Here is a 17534-nt window from a genome sequence, read left to right as displayed (position 1 = left end):
TGCAGCACGATTGATCTGGTCGGCTCTTTCGGCCCCCCAGCACCCCCCAGCACCCGAGCACCACCGTCCCGAGAGCGAGTCCGTTGCCATGCCCACCTACACCGCCCCCGGCGTGTACGTCGAAGAAGTCGTCTCGTCACAGAAGGTGCTCTCGGCGGCACCGACTGCCGTCGCCGCGTTCGTCGGGTTCACCGAGCGGGCTCCGCTCGACGACCCCAACGACCCCCAGGGCCTGGCCCCGCGCCTGGTCACCAGCTGGAACCAGTTCGAGGCGCTCTACGGCGGGTTCGCCCCGGGCTGCATGCTGCCCCTCTCGGTCTACGGCTACTTCGCCAACGGCGGCAGCATCGCCTACATCTGCCGGGTCCCCAACGTCGAGCCGGCCGGTGCGCCCTCCCGCATCGAGCTGCCCGCCAGCGACCGCGCGCTCGGCCTGCCCGTCGCGGTCGAGAGCCTCGAGCCGGACGCCGACATCACCGTCCAGATCAGCACCGACGACGCCGGCGCCGACGACGACGCGGCCGCCACGTTCACGATGACCATCCTCGAGGGCGGCGAGCCCGTCGAGTCCTTCCCCGGTCTGGACCTGTCCGGCGGCGCGACCGGTGTCGCGACCGCGGTCAACGGCACCTCGACCAAGATCAAGGTCGACCTGCTGGTCGAGAAGGACGTCGACCTCTCCGGCCAGCTCGAGCTGATCCGCCCCGGCGTCTACGACCTGGTCAAGGCCGCCCCGGTGCCCGTGCCCGTCAACGGCCGCAAGTTCGCCGGATCCGAGTCGGCGCGGGCCGGCATCAACGGCCTCGCCGTCGCCGAGGACGTCACCATGGTGCTGGTGCCGGACCTGGTCACCGCGGCCACGCAGGAGGACGGCACGATCGACCTCTCGCTGTGGAAGTCCGTGCAGACCGCGCTGATCTCGCACTGCGAGCAGCACGGCAACCGGATGGCGGTGCTGGACGCGCCTCCGGGCATGAGCCCCCAGCAGATCAAGGAGTGGCGCAGCGACGTCGCCATGTACGACTCGGCGTACGCCGCGCTGTACTACCCCTGGATCAAGGTCGACAACCCGATCGGCGTCAACGGCGACCGGGAGATGCTGATCCCGCCGTCCGGCCACATCGCCGGCGTGTGGGCCCGCACCGACGAGACCCGCGGCGTGTGGAAGGCCCCCGCCAACGACACCATGCGCGGCGTCCTCGACATCGAGCGCAATGTCACCCAGAACGAGCAGGCGCTGCTCAACCCGATCGGCATCAACTGCATCCGCCCGTTCGGCACCCGCGGCATCCGGGTCTGGGGGGCGCGCACGCTGGCCTCCGACACCGACTGGCAGTACATCAACGTCCGCCGGCTCTTCAACATGGTCGAGGCCTCGATCCTGACCGGCACCCAGTGGGCGGTGTTCGAGCCCAACGACATCACCCTGTGGGAGGGCGTCAAGCGGACCCTCAACGCCTTCCTCCGCGGCCTGTGGTCGGCCGGCGCCCTCTTCGGCGCCAACGCCGACGAGGCGTTCTACGTCAAGTGCGACGCCGAGACGAACCCGCCCGAGTCGATCGACGCCGGCCTGCTGGTCGTCGAGGTCGGCATCGCCCCGGTGAAGCCCGCGGAGTTCGTCGTGTTCCGGATCAGCCAGAAGAAGCAGTCGGCCTCCTGAGCGGCCGACTCCGCCTAGCCCACCAGCGCAGACGAGAACCAAGGATCTGACATGCCCAACGCACTCATCAACAACGACCCCATCGTCTCCAGCAACTTCTTCCTGGAGATCGACGGCTCGGTCGTCTCCATCCTCAGCAGCGTCTCCGGCCTCGACGTCGAGGTCGACGTCGTGACCATGGAGCAGGCCGGCGCGAACGGGAAGGTCCAGGTGGTCAAGACGCTCGGCAAGGCCACCAAGGCCCCCGACATCAGTCTGGTCCGGATGGCGCCGCCGGACTCCACCCAGGACAAGATGTGGGGTTGGTTCAACGACATCCGGGAGAAGGGCATCCTGCTCTCCGACCGGTCCAACAACCGCAAGAACGGCTCGATCGTCATGTACGACTCGACCAACGCGGAGATCGCCCGGTTCAACTTCACCAACGGGTGGCCGAGCAAGATCTCGACCGACCAGCTCAGCATCGACTCCAACGACCCGGTCAAGGAGACCATCACGCTGACCGTCGAGAGCCTGTCGCGCGTCAAGTGAGCGCGCTGCGGACGACCTACGAGTTCACGCTCCCACGGGGGTACGTGGACGACGACGGGCAGGTCCACCGGACCGGCACGATGCGGCTGGCGACGGCTCGTGACGAGCTGGAGCCGCTGCGGGACCCGCGCGTCACCGGGCCGAACGACCCGCGGCTGACCGTCCTGGTGCTCGCCCGGGTGATCAGCAAGCTCGGCAGCCTGCCGCAGGTGACGATGCACGAGATCGAAGGCCTGTTCGCGGTGGACCTGGCGTACCTGCAGGACTTCTACGGCGTGATCAACTTCGGCAACCAGGCCGAGTTCGACGCGCTCGTCCAGGCTCAGCTCGGCACCCAGTTGGTGGTCGACCAGCCGTCTCCTGAGCGGGCCGCCGCACCGGAGACGGCACCCGCCGAGCCCGCCGCGGAGCAGTCCGCGAGCGGGCCGGTCGCGGGCGAGGTCGTCACCGAGTCCCGTCCCACGCTGCGGCACGCCGTCGAGGAGCTTCCGCGGAAGAACGGTTGAGGCCCTCGGCATGTTGCGCTATCCCACCGACGCCCTGTGGCAGGAGATCGCCTATCTGGCGTACCACCTGCACTGGTCGATGGGTGACCTGCTGGACCTCGAGCACATGGACCGGGTCCGGATGGTGCGGGCGGTCGTGGCCCTGAACGAACGAGCCTGGGAGGCGGTGCGTGAGCATGGGCAGTAACAGTGTCACCCCGCTGGGGGGCGATCTCCCCGCGGCGAACCGGTTCGTCTTCGAGCTCGACGGCACCGAGATCGGCGTGTTCCGGGAGGTCCAGGGCCTCCAGGTCACCGTCGCGGTCCACGAGTTCGGCGAGGGCGGGCAGAACGCCTATGCCCACCGGATGCCGGGACGGATGTCGTGGCCGAACCTGCTCTTCAAGCGGGGGCTGACCGACAGCAACGCGCTGTTCGAGTGGCTGGAGCGCAGCTCCGGCGAGGGCTTCGCCGCGGCGGGCAGCAAGCTGACCCGCTCGACCGGTGCCGTCACCGCGATCGACACCACCGGTGCCCGGCTGCGCTCGTGGGAGTTCCTCGACGTCTTCCCGGTGCGCTGGCGCGGCCCCGACTTCTCGATCGGCAGCCCGACGCCGCTCGAGGAGGAGTTGGAGGTCGCCCACCACGGGTTCCGGGCCAGGACCGTGACGTGACCGAGGACGCCGCTGCGGCCACCGACGCGACCCGGCTCGGCCGGGCCGCCGCCGGACGGCTCCGGCTGCCCGGGACCGCGGCCCGTCCCGCGCAGCGCCAGATCGGCGTCCTGGCCCGCTCGGTCGGCCGCTTCGCCAACGGCGTCTCCCGCCCTGCCGACGTCCGCGTCGCCCTGCGCGGGCCCGGCCTCTCCGCCGGCGACATGCGCCCGCCGCGCTGGTGGACACCGATGCCGCAGGGCGCGACCGACGGGTCCGTCGACGGGTCCGTCGACGGGCCGGCCGGCGGGTCGGCCGGCGGTGCGGGTGCGGCCCGCCGCCTCAGGAGCGAGCCCGCGAACGACTCGGCGAACGGCGCTGGCGCCCCCGCGCCCTGGCTGCGCGACACCCGCCCGGTCGCTGCCGGCGCGCTGCCCGGTCGGGGCCTGCCCCGTGCGGCCCGGGTGGTCGAGGACGAGCAGAGCTACACCCCCGGCGGCATGCTCACCAACCTCACCTCCGTCGAGGCCCGGGTGCGGCGGCACGCGGAGGTCGCCGCGTCGGGCCCGATGCTCACCCAGGCCGACCGCCAGAAGCTGACCGCCGTCCGGCGGCGCCCGGCCGAGGAGCCGGCCGCTCCTGCACCGCCGATCCGCCGCTCCCCCACGCGGTCCGCGCCGTCCCCGACGCCTGGATCCCCCTCCGGATCCCCCGCCGCCGGATCCCCCGCCGCCGGATCCCCCGCCGCCGCATCCTCCACCTCTTCCGCCCCCTCCGCCTCCTCCACCTCCGCCGCGGCCTCCGCCTCGGTGTCCTGGTCGGCGCCCTCCGCCTCCGCGATCACGCCGGTCGACACCGCGACGAGCGCCGGGGGCCCGGCCGCCCCGGCCGCCCCGGCCGCCCCGGCCGCCCCGGCCGGTCCGCGGGCCCCGTGGAGCCTGGCCGCCACCCCGACTCGGTTCGCCCGGAGCCTGGGAGCTCGGAGTCCGGGGGGTCGGAGTCCGGGCGCCCGGCCGCTGCCCACTCGGAGCGCACCGCTGGCCCAGCTCGGTACCACCACCGCGCCGACGCCGTCGGCGCTGGCGCCGGCGACGCCGATCCGGGCCGCCTCCGTCGGACTGCTCGACCGCGCGCCCGCCCTGCCCGGGTCCCTGTTGTTCGCGAAGCGCGGCGACACCACTCCCGCCGCGGCTCCCACCTCATCCCCTGCGCCGACATCGCTGCCGGCTCCGGCATCGGCTCCGGCACCGACACCGGCATCGGCACCGGCACCGACATCGGCTCCGACAGCCCCACCGTCGGTCGCGGCGGACTCGCCGGTCGCTCGGGCAGCCTCCGCCGACTCCGCCCCGGCGACCAGCAGGCCCGGCCCGGACGGCTCCCGCGTACCGTCGACCACGGTGCGCCGGCACGCACGCCGGGGCACCCGTCCGGCCTCCCCGACACCCGAGTCCGCCATCGCGATGCCCGACCAGCTCGTGATCCGCCGCTGGACCCGTCACGGGCGCAGGAACACCGCGCTGGCGACCGGCTTCGGCGCCGATGTCCCGATCCGGCCGGCGACGGCCGGCGCCCTGCGGACCGCGGCACCGCCCGCCGGCGGCAGCGCTGCCGCTCCCGCCGCGCCCGCGGCACCGCAGCCCGCAGCCTTCGCCACCGCCCCTTGGGTCGCCGCCGCGGCGTCCGGCTGCTCCACCCCGGCCCCGGGCGCACCGCTGATCGGCCGCCGCCCGCCCACGGCCGCGCCGACGCCCGCACCCGCGACGCCGGTCCCGGTTCCGACAGCGACCCCGACAACGACCCGGACAACGACCCCGACAACGGCAGCGACACCAGCAGCACCCTCGGCACCCATGCCCTGGGTCCCCGCGTCGCGCCCGGGAGACGCCGTCGCTCCCGACCAGGCCGCCGCAGCCGAGGTCGCGCCGGCTCTCGCGTTCGGTGGGGCCTGGGCGCCCGCGCCGGGCGACCAGCCGCGGGCCGGGACGAGCACGCCCGCGGCGGGCGCCGCACCCGGGAGCTCCGGCCCCGTGTCCATCGGGCGGCGTGGACGACCAGCCCTCGCCGGTCCCGCGGTCCCCGCCGCCGCGACCGCCGTCGCCGCCGCGCCCGTTGCCTCCGCGCCGCTGGATCCCGGCACGACCGGGCCGGCGTCGACCGCCCTGCTGCGCAGCCTCCCGGTCGCCCCGCCGCGGACCGGGCCGGTGTCCCGCGACGCCTCCGCCGCCTCGGCGTCCCCGACGCCCCCGGGAGCCCCGTCGTCATCGGCCCCGGCGCTCCCGGTGCTCCCGATGCTTCCGTCGCCCCCGGGACGACCCGCGATCCCCGCGCCGTACGGCACGCCGGGCGCCCCGGCCACGTTCACCGCTGCCGACATCGAGCGGATCCGCAGCGGCACCGGTTCGCTCCTGGAGCGCACGGCCGACCTCTTCGCCGCGGCCGGCCCGGCCGCGACGCCGGGGACCGGATCCGCTGTCAGCCCGTCCCTCAGCCCGGCGCCCGGGCGAGAGCTCGACCGCACCACGGGAGGTCCTGCCGTGTTCCATCCGACCAGTACCGACAGCCATGCGCTGGCCGCCTCCCGTCCCGACCCATGGCGCGACGGCGTACCCGACCCGTGGGCCGAGACGCCGGACGAGACCGAGCCGACCGGCGCCACTCTCGACCGGATCGTGGATGCCGTCGTGGAGCGGATCGAGGACCGGGTGATCGACGAGCTCGAGCGCCGTGGCCGGCACGAGTGGCGGGTGGTCTGAGATGCCCGAGCTGGAGAAGGCGTTCCTGGAGCTCGAGAGCGGCGAGCGGCTGCCGTGCCTCTACAACCCCGAGACGCTGAGCGTCGGACGCCGCAACAACTGGGTGTCCAACCCGATGCCGGGCAAGGGCGTGCCCACCCTGCAGTACGCCGGAGCGGGCGGCGGGTGGATGCGGATGGACCTGCGCTTCGACACGACGGTCGACGGCACCCCGGTCACGAAGCACACCGGCAAGATCCTGAAGCTGATGGAGGTGGACCCGAACCTCCCGGGCACCGACCTGGAGCGCAACAACGCCCGCCCGCCGACCGTCACCTTCCACTGGGGCGACCTGCACTCGTTCCGCGCGGTGGTCTCCGACATCCGACTCAGCTTCACCTACTTCTCCTCCGGCGGGGTGCCGCTGCGCGCCGAGATCCAACTGGAGCTGCGGCAGTACGAGAGCTCGGACGCGCTCGGCCCCCAGAACCCCACGTCGGGTACGCCGAAGCCGAGTCGGGTGCACCGGGTCCAGCCCGGCGAGACCCTGGACCGGATCAGCGCGCGCTACTACGGCGACGCGACCCAGTGGCGCCGGCTGGCGCAGGCCAACAACGTCGAGGACCCGCTGGCGCTGCATCCCGGTGACCTGCTCGACATCCCGCGGGAGAGCTGATGGCCGGCCCGACGTCGACGATGCCCGTCCCCGCCGCCCTGGAGGTCGAGGGGGCGCCGCTGAGCGCCCAGCGCCTGGAGCTGCTGACCTCGCTGCGGGTCGAGACCGCGGTCAACCTGGTCGGCCGGCTGACCCTGCGCTTCGCCGACGTGGGCTACCAGCTGTCCAGCGGCGACGTGTTCGGCATCGACGCGGTGCTGCGGGTGACCGTGCCCGGCGCCCAGCAGGTGCTCTTCCACGGCACCGTGAAGAGCATCGCCCTCGACCACTCGGCCGGGCAGGTGCCCGAGCTGGTGGTGGTCGCCGAGGAGCCCACCTGGCGCCTCGCTCGCGACACGACGATCGCGACGTACGAGCGGATGTCGGCCGCCGACGTCCTCACCCGGCTGCTCCGGGCCGCCGGTCTCCGGCTGGTGAACCGGGCGCCGGCGCTCACCACCCAGCTTCCCGAGTACACCGCGAAGATCGGATCCTCGCTCGCCCATCTCGACGAGACCGTGCGCGCCCACAACGCGATGTGGTGGTTCGAGGCGCCCGACAAGGTGCACGTCGACCCCGTCGGCGCAGTCACCCCCGCCTCCGTCCGGCTGGGCTTCCCCCGTACCGACGGCAACGCCACCCCCGACCAGCGCCTGCTGACCTTCTCGGTCAAGGCGACGGCGGGTGCGCCGCGCACGACCCGGGTGACGGGCTGGGACCCGAAGATGAAGCAGACCATCGAGGGCACCGCACAGTCCGAGGGTGCCGAGCAGCACCACTTCGCCCGGCTCAGCCGCGGCTCGGTGGGCGGCCCGAGCGGCCAGGCCCTGCGCACCAACGCCGGAACGCCCCAGATCCAGGCCGAGGCGCTGACCCTGGCCAAGGCGATCCAGACCTCGATGGACTCCGACTCCCTCACCGGTCGCGGGACCGCGCTGGCCGACCCGCGGATCCGCGCGGGCGTGGCGGTGGAGATCACCGACGTGGGCCCGTCGTCGGGGACCTACCTGGTGACCCGGGTCGAGCACGTGTACGACCGGCGCGGCTTCCACACCACCTTCCACACCGGCAGCCACCGTCCGCGCGGTCTGGTCGACACCCTCGGCGGTGCCCGGCCCGACGCCCGGACCGAGGGGATCCAGGTCGGGATCGTGACCAATATCAGCGATCCCGAGAACCTCGGCCGGGTGCGGGTCAAACTGCCCTCGCTGCTCGGGAACGAGGTGGAGTCCGCGTGGGCACGGGTGTCGACCTTCGACGCCGGCAACGGGCGCGGCGCCACCTTCCTCCCGGAGGTCGACGACGAGGTGCTGGTCGGCTTCGAGGAGGGCAGCCTGCGCCGCCCGGTCGTGCTCGGCTCCGTCTTCGGCGGCAAGAACAAGCAGCCCGAGCTGGGCCGCCTGCTCGGGCGGGGCCAGGTCAACACCCGCAGGCTGACCTCGCGCACCGGGCACGCCCTCGAGATGGTCGACGAGGCGGGCAAGGAGGCGGTGCTGCTCAAGCACGGCCGCAAGGAGATGTCGATCAAGCTCGACGAGGCGTCCAACAGCCTGACCATCGAGGCCAAGGGCGGTGACCTCAAGCTCACCAACGGGCAGGCGACGGTCACCCTCGCCCGCAACGGCGACATCACCATCGACGGCACGGCGGTCAGGATCAAGGCCCAGGGCGGCCTGTCGATGGAGGCCAACGGCGCGACCGACCTGAAGACCCAGGCGAGCCTCAACCTGGAGGGCACCAGCACCACCGTCAAGGGCAAGGGCAGCGCGACCTTCGAGGGCGGGATGACCACGATCAAGGGCGGGACGGTGTTGATCAACTGATGAGCATCGTGCCTGGCACCGGCCGCTCGACCGAGGACGACTCCTCCTTCGTCGGACGGGGATTCAGCTGGCCCCTCGGCGTCGACCAGACCGGGACCATCCGCCTCGCGGACGGGCCGGCCTCACTCGACCGGGCGATCACACTGGTGCTGACGACCGCGCCCGGGGAGCGGCTGATGCGACCGGAGTTCGGCTGCCGGATCTCCGAGCTTCTGTTCGAGCCGGTGACCGGCAACCTGCTCGGCCTGATCGCGCAGTACGTCCGCGAGGCGCTCGCTCGCTGGGAGCCGCGGGTCGACGTCGAGGACGTCGTGGCCACGCCGGATCCGGCGCAGCCGTCGCTGGTCCGGGTCACCATCAGCTACCGGGTGCGGGCGACCAACGACCGCCGCAACCTGGTCTACCCGTTCTACGTCATCCCGCACGACGCCGAGTGAGCCGAGGACCCGACCCATGCCGCTGCCCACCCCCAGCCTCGACGACCGGACCTTCCAGGACATCGTCGACGAGGCCAAGCGCCTGATCCCGCTCTACTGCCCCGAGTGGACCAACCACAACGTCTCCGATCCCGGCGTCGCGCTCATCGAGCTCTTCGCCTGGATGAGCGAGATGGTGCTGTACCGGGTCAACCAGGTCCCCGACCGGCTCTACTCCCACTTCCTCAACCTGGTCGGCATCGAGCCGTTCGCGCCGTCGGTCGCGCGCACCGACCTCACCTTCTGGCTCTCGACCGCCCTCGACGTCCCGATCGTGGTGCCCGCCGCCACCGAGGTCTCCACCCTCGCCGCCGGGGAGGGGGACACGGTCGTGTTCAGCACCCTGCAGGACCTCAGCATCGCCCCGCCGCGCCTGGACGCCGCGATGACGGTCAGCGACGGTGGCCGGACCGTGGTCGACGTCTGGGACGACGTCCGCTTCGACCCCGCCGGGGTGCGGTGCTTCGCGTCGCCCGACCTGTCGCCGGGCGACACCTTCTGTCTCGGCTTCCGCGACAGTCTGGCCGGGGTCGTGCTGCGCCTCGACATCGACGCCGAGGCCGAGGGCATCGGCGTCGACCCCACGAACCCTCCCCTGGCCTGGGAGATCTGGAACGGCGAGGGCTGGATCGCCTGCCGGGTCTTCGAGGACACGACCGGCGGCCTGAACCGGGCCGGGGCGATCTCGCTCCTGGTGCCGGTCGAGCACGCTCCGAACGCCGTGGGCAACCTCGCGGCGTACTGGCTGCGGGCCCGGCTCCTGGCCCCGTCGACCGGCGAGCCGACGTACCGCGCCTCCCCCCGGGTGCGCGCCGTCAGTGCCGCGGCGATGGGCGGCACGGTGACCGCCGAGCATGCCGAGCGCTTCCCCGCCGAGCAGCTGGGTCGCAGCGACGGCTCACCCGGCCAGGCGTTCGCCGCCGGGCACGCCCCGGTGCTCCCGCGCCGGCCCGACGAGGTCGTCGAGGTCGTCGACGGCGACGAGACGGTGCGCTGGACCGAGGTGCCCGACTTCTCCTCGTCCGGGCCCGAGGACCGCCACGTGGTGTGGGACGACAGCACCGGGACGGTGCGGTTCGGCCCCCGGATCCGCTACCCCGACGGCTCCACCCGCCAGCACGGCGCCATCCCGCGCGACGGCGCGTGGGTCCGGGTGTCCGGCTATCGCTCCGGCGGCGGCCGCTCCGCCAACGTCGGGGTCCGCACGCTCACCGTCATGCGCTCCTCGGTGCCCTATGTGTCGGGGGTCGTGAACCTCGCCCCCGCCCGCGGGGGCGTGGACGCCGAGTCGGTCGCCGAGGCCAAGGAGCGGGCACCGCTCACCCTGCGCACCGGCCAGCGCGCGGTCACGGCCGACGACTACGAGCGGCTCACCCTCGAGTCCTCCACCGAGGTGGCCCGCGCGCGCTGCCAGAGCGCCCAGCGCGGCAACGGAGCGGTCCAGCTGTTCATCGTGCCGCGCGTCCGCGGGGAGGTCACCCAGCACACCCTCGACGACTACGCGCTGACGCCCACCCTGACCGAGACCGTCTCCCGCCACCTGGACCGGCACCGGATCGTCGGCACCGCCGTCGAGATCGGGACGCCCTACTACCAGGGCGTCTCCGTGGTCGCCCTCGTGCACGGCGAGCCCGGCCGTCCGCCGGCACTGGTGCAGCAGCGCGCGGTGGAGGCGATCAGCCGCTTCGTCAACCCGCTCGTGGGCGGCACCGACGGAGCGGGCTGGCCCTTCGACAGCGATCTCAACGGCGCCGCCGTGACCCAGCTGCTCGAGTCGGTCGAGGGCATCGCGCGGGTCGAGGAGACCCTGCTCTACGAGTACGACCTGCGCACCGGCCGTCGCCTGGGCGCGGCCAAGGAGGTCATCCGGCTGGACCGCCGCTCGCTGTTCCTCGCCGCCGCACCGCAGGTGATCGTGCGATGACCCTGTCGCCGATCGTCACCCGGGTGCCGGACGGACGTGTCCGCCCCCGCCGCGACCCCGACTGGATGCTCCAGCAGCTCCCGGTGGCGATGACCGGCGAGGACTTCTTCGTCCGGTTCGTGTCGATCTTCCAGCACGTCGGGACCACCCTCCTCGAGGACGCCGACACGATCGAGCACGTCCTCGACCTCAGCGTCGCGCCCCCGGAGATGGTGCGCTGGCTGGGCTCCTGGATCGGTCTGGGCGCCCTCGACGCCTCGCTGCCGGAGAGTCTGCAGCGCCGGATCGTGTCCAGCGCCGCCCAGACCCTGGCCTGGCGCGGCACCAGCCACGGCCTGCGCACCTACCTCGAGCTGGTGACCGGTTCCACGGTCACCATCGAGGAGGGCGGCGGGACCTGGGCGATCGGCGAGGCGCCGATCGACACGGCCTGGGTGCGTCTACGTCTGGAGTCGACCGGCATGATGTCCGAGGCGGAGCTGGTCGAGGTCGTGCGCGACGAGGTCCCCGCCCATGCACGCAGCGAGCTCCACGTGGCCGGCCGGCTGCTGTGGTCCTCGGCGGACGACGAGAAGGAGGCCGGCCGATGACGGCCGGAGAGCAGACCTTGAGCGGATCACCGGTGACCTGCCCCGAGTGCGGCACCCAGGCCCAGGTCGCGCTGAGCCAGCGCGACGCGACCGACTTCTGCGCCCGCTGCGACTACCCGCTGTTCTGGACGCCGCAGACCATCCAGCTCGGCGACCGGGACACCGACGGCGCCACGCTGCGCCGCCTGCCCGGCACCGCCGGACAGGTCACGGTGGCGTCGGTGCCCTGCCCGCACTGCGGCGAGGTCAACCCGCTCACGGCCGAGACCTGCACCCGGTGCGGCCTGCCGATGGTGGTCGCGCCGCCGCCGGAGCCCGAGCCGGAGCCGGAGCCCGTGGTCGTCGTACCTCCGCCGGCACCGCCGGAGCCCGAACCGCGCTCGCTGTGGTGGGCCTGGGTGCTCCTGGGCGTGACGGCGCTGCTGCTGGTCGCCCTGCTCGTGTGGTGGCGGGTGGCCTGACCGGCTCCCACCGACCCGGCGCATCTGAACCTCCTGGGACCGCCGACCCGGCGCATCTGAACCTCCTGGGACCGCCGACCCGGCGCGTTTGAACGCGCCGGGTCGATCCGGGCCCTCAGTCGTCCTCGGGGTCGGCCTCGATGGCCGCGACGACCTCCGCGGGATCGGCGCCCAGGGACACCGCGACCAGGCCGGTCAGGTAGCGGTCGAAGACCTCGACGTTGGCTGCGGAGAGGTCGTTGAGGATGGCGTCGAGCAGGTCGTCGTCCTCGATGACCTGGCGGGGCAGGGTGATCAGCTCGATGCCGGTCCGCAGCCGCGCCTCACCCGTGTCGTGGTCGAACTCGAAGGTCGCCGCCACCAGGCCGTGGTTGATCCGGTGCAGCAGCTCGGCCATCGCGGGCCACCGCTCCGGGGCCGGGTCGACCGGCGAGAGCGAGTAGAAGACGAACCGGTCCGCGTCGTCGTCGGTGATCGCGAGGGCCGACCAGGAGCCGTCGGTGCCCTCGACCTCCATCGTGAAACCGGTGCCGTCCTCGAGCGCGGTCACCGGCCAGCCGCCCTTCTCGTAGACGCGGGCGGCCGCGCGCTGGACGGGGCCGTGGCGCACGTCCTCGGCGACGGGGTCGGGGCTCATGCGATGCCTTCCTGGACGCGGCGCGCCACCTCGAAGTCGACGTACTCGAGGTTGCCCTCGTAGAACGGGTCCGTCTTCGGCAGGCTACCGACGAGCTGGTAGAGCTCGGCCATGTTCGCCTTCGCGACCTTGGCGGCGAACGCCGGGTCGAACTGGTGCACGGGCGCGACCTGCTTGGCGGCCTGCTTCTGCTCGGCGAGCTTGGCCCGCTTGTCGCGATCGGAGCTGGTGCGGGACAGCTGGTCGGGAGCGACGCCGTTGACGTGCTGCTCGCCGCGGACCTTGGCGAACGACTTCTCCGTCTTGTCCTCGCCGCGCAGGAAGTTGAACAGCACCGATCCCTTGCCGCGGTCCTTCTTGCCGTGGTAGCCGAGCTTGTTCTTCTCGTCGACCAACTGCTTCGCGTCCGCGTGCTTCGCCTTCAGCTCGGCGACCTTCTTGCTGATCTTGTCGGGCAGGCCCGTGATGGCGCCGGCGACCTTCGAGGGCAGCTCCTTGATCTTGTCGAGGGTGCCCTTCTCCTCCTTCTTGCCGCCGCCGGGGCCGTCGTCGAGGCCGAGCTTCTCCTTGACGGCGCTCTTGGCGGACTCGATCTTCTCGGTGACCGTCTTGGGGTCGCCCTCGGCGTCGAGGCCGTCGAGCACCTTGTCGCGGATCTCGTAGTGCCGCATGCCGTCGATCTCGTTGTCCCGGATGCCGTAGCCCTTGAGCAGCTTGCGGGCGTAGTCGAGCTTGTGCTTCTGGGCCGACACGATGATGACATCGATCGAGGTGCCGATGTCGTACTTGAGGACGTCGCGCGACGCGCCCTCCTTGTGCTTGACCCCGAAGTCCTTCTTGGCGGTGGAGGACTGGCTCTCGTTGACGGTGTCGTAGATCTTGTGCCCGAGCTGGTGCGCGTAGTCGGTGATGGTCAGCGTGAGCTTCGCGGCCGCCGGGATGCCGAATCCACCGGCACTCGCGATCTCGGCGACGTGGAGACCGAGCATCGTGATGTTCTTGGCCAGCCCGAAGGTGGCCTTCTCGACCAGCTGCGCATTGCGCGAGTTGACCCGCTGCAGGGAGGCGGCCAGCGGTCCCTTCCGCTCGAGGACCGCCTCGTCGACGGTGACCAGGCCCTCGCCGAGTCGCTGTCCCAGGGGGACCAGTTCGATGGCCTTGTCGATGGTGCCCAGGGAGGCGGTGATCAGGCCGACGATCGGGAGGGCGGTCCCGACGTCGCTGATCACCTGCGCCTGTCCGCCGAACTTCTCCACGCCCTCACGTGCCGCCCGCAGGGTGATCCTGGTGATCTTCGCGCCGGAGCTGAAGGCGCCGACCGCCGTCTGCGTGGCCTTCAGCTTGGCCCCTGGGTCCGCCATCCCCTTCTTGATATCGCGGATCTGGTCGGCGAGCCCGAGCAGCTGGGAGAGGAGGTTGAAGATCTCGGCCAGGCCGCCGACGCTCTTGGCGGCCAGCTCGTTGGCCTCGCCCGGCACCCCCTCCTTCTCGAGGTAGCCCCGGCTGATCAGCTGCTTGTTGAGGGCCTTGTCGCCCTTGCCGACCAGGCCGGTGACCTTGCTCGCCGTCTTCAGGCCGTCCTTGCCGTCGAGCAGGTCCTGGTCGTGTCCGTAGCGCTCCTCGAATCCCTTGCGCGCGGAGTCCTTCTTGATCTGCTGCTCCTCGCCCTTGCTGACCGGGCGCTCCTCGGCGATCTCGGCGACCTTGTCCATGCCCTTCTGGCGGGCACGCTGCTCGTCCTCCTGGCCGCGCTGCTCGACGGTCTCGCCCTTGCTCTGGACGTTGCGGGCGCGGCGGCGCTCGAGCTCACGCTGCTCGGCGACCTTCTTGGCGGCGTCCTTGGGGGACATCGGGGCGCCGAAGGACGCCTCGTTCTCCTCCAGCTTCTTGGAGATGTCGCCCTGCTCCTGGGCCCGCGCCTCGTTGATCGCCTCGCGGACTTCGTTGAGCGCCTTGTCGAACTCGTCGTAGCGCAGCGGCCGGAAGGCCCGCAGGTCCTCGGGCGCCTTGGCCCACAGCTCGTCGACGGCCTGCTCCTCGGCGAGGTCGGCCTGGGCCCGCAGCTCGTCGGTCTCCGGCTGCCCCTGGATCACCTCGTAGCGCGCCTTCGAACGGACATAGCGCTCCAGGTCGAGCTGGTCCTTGAGCTTCATCTCGAGGTCCTTGAGCGCCTGGGGCTTGAACCGCGGGTCGGTGCTGCCGGCGTACTCGCCCTTGATCTTCGCCGAGACCTCCTTGTTCTTGGCGTTGACCTCCTTGGCCTTCTGCCGAGTGGCCTTGTCCTTGGCCTTGAGCTCGGCGCGAGCCTTGATCAGCTCCTCCTTGCGCTTCTTCGCGTCCTCGGCCTTCTTCTGCTCCTCCGGCGACTTCTCCTTCCGCTTGAAGGGGTTCCACCGGTGGACGCCCGTCTCTCCGGAGACGACGTGGCCGAGCTCGTGGGCCAGGACGTGCCGGCCGTGCTCCGAGCCCGCGTCGAACATCCCCTCGCCGAAGTAGATGTCCTTGCCCGTCGTGAAAGCGTCGGCCGAGATCGAGCGCGACAGCCGGGCCGCGGTGGCGTCGCGGTGGATCCGGACGTCGCCGAAGGACCGTCCGAACGCGGACTCCATCGACGCCCTGACCCCGTCGGGCAGCGGCTCGCCACCACCACGGCGCGACCGGATCTCCTGCTGCGCGCCGGGGTCGAGGTCACCACCGGCGAGGCCGATCCGGCCCGGGGCCGCGGCGCTCGGGGCGCGCCGGATCCGGCCCTCGCCGGCACCGGCGCCGCCGTCGCCGGGGCGGGCACCGGTCAGTGCGAGCGTCCCCCCGCGCGCCGCCAGGCGGGCCAGGGCGGCCTGGGCCCGAGACTCCGCCTCGTGCTCGGCGTGGTCGTCGGCCGCGCCCACCCGCATCGGCTGCTCGGTCGACGGTGCCGGCGCGTCGTGCTCGTGGCCGGCATGGGTCCGGTCGTGGTGGTCACTCATCGAAATCCTCCGTCTTCACCATCCGGCCGAGCTTGCGGAGCTCGCCGGCGATCGCCGCGTTGATGTGCGCCAGGGACACACCAGTCCCCTCGTCGACAGCCCGGAAGGCCGCCGCGAGGACGATATTGCGGATCTGCCCACCGGTGAGGTCGAACCGCGCCGCGAGCGCCCCGACGTCGAACTCCTCGACCGGCATCCGTCCGTCGGCGAGGTGGCGCTGCCAGATGGCCCTCCGCTCGTCGACGCTCGGTTCGGTGAAGTGGACGACCTCGTGGATCCGGCGTAGGAAGGCCTCGTCGATATTTCCCGGCAGGTTGGTCGCGAGGACCACCACGCCGTCGTACTCCTCGAGCCGCTGGAGCAGGTAGGAGACCTCGAGGTTGGCATACCGGTCACGCGCGTCCTTGACCTCGGCACGCTTGCCGAAGACCGAGTCCGCCTCGTCGAAGAAGAGCACGGCGTTGCCGGCCGAGGCCGCGTCGAAGAGCCGGTCGAGGTTCTGCTCGGTCTCGCCGATGTACTTGCTGACCACGGTCGACAGGTCGATGCGGTACAGGTCGAGGTCGAGGCTGTGCGCGACCACCTCCGCCGCCAAGGTCTTGCCGGTGCCCGACGGGCCGGTGAACAGCGCGACGACGCCGCGCCCGGAGGCGGTCGTGACGCCCCACTCGTCGTACACGGTGGGGCCGTGGCGGTAGCGGCCGACCACCGCGCGGAGCTGGCTGCCCTTGGCCTCGCTCACCACCAGGTCGTCCCAGGACTTGCGCGGTCGCACCCGGTGGGCGAGGCGGGCGAGCGGACCGCCGAGCAGCCGGCGGACGGCGGCGTCGACGTCGCCGTCGACCGCGGGAAGGGTACGCCGCACCTGGTCGAGCTGGGTCGCGTTGAGCCGGTGCGTGTGGGGAACGTCGCCGAGGGCGGCGCGCCACTCGTCCTCGTCGACCACGTCGTCGGCCGCGGTGAGCTCGATCCGGTGGCGTGCGGGCATCGCGCTCAGCATCAGCTCGTCGCGCCCGGTGACGACCCAGCGCAGATGCGTGGCCCGCTCGATCCACCGTCGTCCCGTCTCGGGCAGCTCCTCGTCGAGCTCGAGCACGATCCCCGCGCCGGCGATGGTGGCCTCCCGGACGAGGGCTGCCCAGCCGGCCTCGCCCGCAGGCGTCGAGCTGACCAGCACCGTGGTCACGGGACAGTGCCGCATGCCGAGCTCGCGGCGGCGGACCCGGTCGGGACCGGTCACGAGCACCAGGCCGGGCGCCTGCTCGGCCGCGTCGTCGCCGGTGGCCCAATGGCTGCCCAGCGGCAGGTCGGGGTCGGGGGCCGTGTCGCCGGCCAGCGCCCACACCAGGCTCGGCGCGAGACGGATCCGGGTCGCGGCCCAGGTGCCCTCCTGGCTCAGGTCGACCAGCGCCGCGCGCAGCAGCGCCGATCCTGGGCCGATCGCGGCCGCGCACCGTCCGACATCGCCCAGCAGCCGGGCCGCGGCGCCGAGGCTGAGCCGGGCGCCGGGTCCCGAGCCGTCCAGGGCCGCCACCTGGGCGGCGCGGGCGGCGTCGACCTCGACAGCCACCACCAGCGCCAGCAGCTCGGTGGCCTCCGGTGTCGCGGCGGCGTTGGCGCACAGGGTCGCGAAGGCCGACGGCTCGCCGACCAGCCGGGCACGGGCCCGCTCCAGCTCCTCCGCGCTGCCGATCAGCTCGCCGGGCGCGTCGTCGAGGGCCGCGAGCGCATGCGCGATCGCCGCGTCCGCGTAGGCCAGCATCGGGTCGATCGCCGGCGTCGGCGCAGCACCCGACGTCATCGCGGCCGCGCTGAGCGACGGCTCGGATGAGATCTCGGGTGTGACGGAGGTGACCACGCGCGCCCTCCTTCGCGTGACGTAGCTCCGATCCTCCCGCTCCGGTCCTCCCCCGCGCAGCAAAACGGGTGAAGTCGGGA

General features: G+C 72.5%; 15 protein-coding genes. 12 read left to right on the top strand and 3 right to left on the bottom strand.

Going from position 1 to position 17534, the window contains the following annotated elements; translation table 11 throughout:
* Positions 1 to 88: 88 nt before the first annotated feature.
* From QJ852_08445 to QJ852_08390, 12 genes are read left to right on the top strand one after another with little or no spacing between them, the layout of a single operon-like run.
* Positions 89 to 1660: a phage tail sheath subtilisin-like domain-containing protein gene (locus tag QJ852_08445; protein ID WGX98467.1), complete on the top strand. Its 1572-nt coding sequence runs from the start codon at positions 89 to 91 to the stop codon at positions 1658 to 1660.
* Between the two features lie 51 nt (positions 1661 to 1711).
* Entirely contained in the window at positions 1712 to 2191 is a 480-nt protein-coding gene (locus tag QJ852_08440; GenBank protein ID WGX98466.1) for a phage tail protein, read from the top strand.
* Complete coding sequence (locus tag QJ852_08435) at positions 2188 to 2697, top strand: hypothetical protein (GenBank protein WGX98465.1); 510 nt, start codon at positions 2188 to 2190, stop codon at positions 2695 to 2697. The genes QJ852_08440 and QJ852_08435 overlap by 4 nt, the downstream gene beginning before the upstream one ends.
* Positions 2698 to 2707: 10 nt before the next feature.
* Entirely contained in the window at positions 2708 to 2884 is a 177-nt protein-coding gene (locus QJ852_08430) for a hypothetical protein (GenBank protein ID WGX98464.1), read from the top strand.
* Positions 2874 to 3350 carry a phage tail protein gene (locus tag QJ852_08425; GenBank protein WGX99429.1) on the top strand — a complete coding sequence of 159 codons (477 nt, stop codon included), beginning with the start codon at positions 2874 to 2876 and terminating at the stop codon, positions 3348 to 3350. Before QJ852_08430 ends, QJ852_08425 begins: the two co-directional genes overlap by 11 nt.
* On the top strand, positions 3347 to 6085 hold the full coding sequence (locus QJ852_08420; protein WGX98463.1) for a hypothetical protein: 2739 nt from the start codon (positions 3347 to 3349) through the stop codon (positions 6083 to 6085). Before QJ852_08425 ends, QJ852_08420 begins: the two co-directional genes overlap by 4 nt.
* A gap of 1 nt (position 6086) precedes the next feature.
* Complete coding sequence (locus QJ852_08415; protein ID WGX98462.1) at positions 6087 to 6740, top strand: LysM peptidoglycan-binding domain-containing protein; 654 nt, start codon at positions 6087 to 6089, stop codon at positions 6738 to 6740.
* Entirely contained in the window at positions 6740 to 8542 is a 1803-nt protein-coding gene (locus QJ852_08410; GenBank protein ID WGX98461.1) for a phage baseplate assembly protein V, read from the top strand. The genes QJ852_08415 and QJ852_08410 overlap by 1 nt, the downstream gene beginning before the upstream one ends.
* Positions 8542 to 8979 carry a GPW/gp25 family protein gene (locus QJ852_08405; GenBank protein ID WGX98460.1) on the top strand — a complete coding sequence of 146 codons (438 nt, stop codon included), beginning with the start codon at positions 8542 to 8544 and terminating at the stop codon, positions 8977 to 8979. Before QJ852_08410 ends, QJ852_08405 begins: the two co-directional genes overlap by 1 nt.
* Before the next feature lie 16 nt (positions 8980 to 8995).
* Positions 8996 to 10942 (top strand): putative baseplate assembly protein, encoded by a 1947-nt coding sequence (locus QJ852_08400; protein ID WGX98459.1) that lies wholly within the window; start codon positions 8996 to 8998, stop codon positions 10940 to 10942.
* Complete coding sequence (locus QJ852_08395; GenBank protein WGX98458.1) at positions 10939 to 11532, top strand: phage tail protein; 594 nt, start codon at positions 10939 to 10941, stop codon at positions 11530 to 11532. The genes QJ852_08400 and QJ852_08395 overlap by 4 nt, the downstream gene beginning before the upstream one ends.
* The gene (locus QJ852_08390; protein WGX98457.1) at positions 11529 to 11993 is read left to right on the top strand and encodes a hypothetical protein; all 465 of its coding nucleotides are present in this window, start codon (positions 11529 to 11531) and stop codon (positions 11991 to 11993) included. Before QJ852_08395 ends, QJ852_08390 begins: the two co-directional genes overlap by 4 nt.
* Positions 11994 to 12108: 115 nt before the next feature.
* Here the strand turns inward: QJ852_08390 and QJ852_08385 are convergent, their stop codons facing one another.
* Genes QJ852_08385 through QJ852_08375 form a run of 3 tightly spaced genes read right to left on the bottom strand, consistent with a single transcriptional unit; the run spans position 12109 to position 17454 of the window.
* A complete protein-coding gene (locus tag QJ852_08385; protein ID WGX98456.1) occupies positions 12109 to 12630 on the bottom strand; it encodes a YbjN domain-containing protein in 522 nt (173 codons plus the stop codon).
* A complete protein-coding gene (locus QJ852_08380; protein WGX98455.1) occupies positions 12627 to 15596 on the bottom strand; it encodes a DUF4157 domain-containing protein in 2970 nt (989 codons plus the stop codon). Before QJ852_08380 ends, QJ852_08385 begins: the two co-directional genes overlap by 4 nt.
* The gene (locus tag QJ852_08375) at positions 15589 to 17454 is read right to left on the bottom strand and encodes an ATP-binding protein (protein WGX98454.1); all 1866 of its coding nucleotides are present in this window, start codon (positions 17452 to 17454) and stop codon (positions 15589 to 15591) included. Before QJ852_08375 ends, QJ852_08380 begins: the two co-directional genes overlap by 8 nt.
* Positions 17455 to 17534: the final 80 nt, after the last annotated feature.

The sequence above is a fragment of the Nocardioides sp. L-11A genome (assembly GCA_029961745.1).
Classification (GTDB): domain Bacteria; phylum Actinomycetota; class Actinomycetes; order Propionibacteriales; family Nocardioidaceae; genus Nocardioides.
The sequence above is the reverse complement of the archived record's forward strand: the minus strand, read 5'-3'. Positions and strand labels throughout refer to the sequence as shown.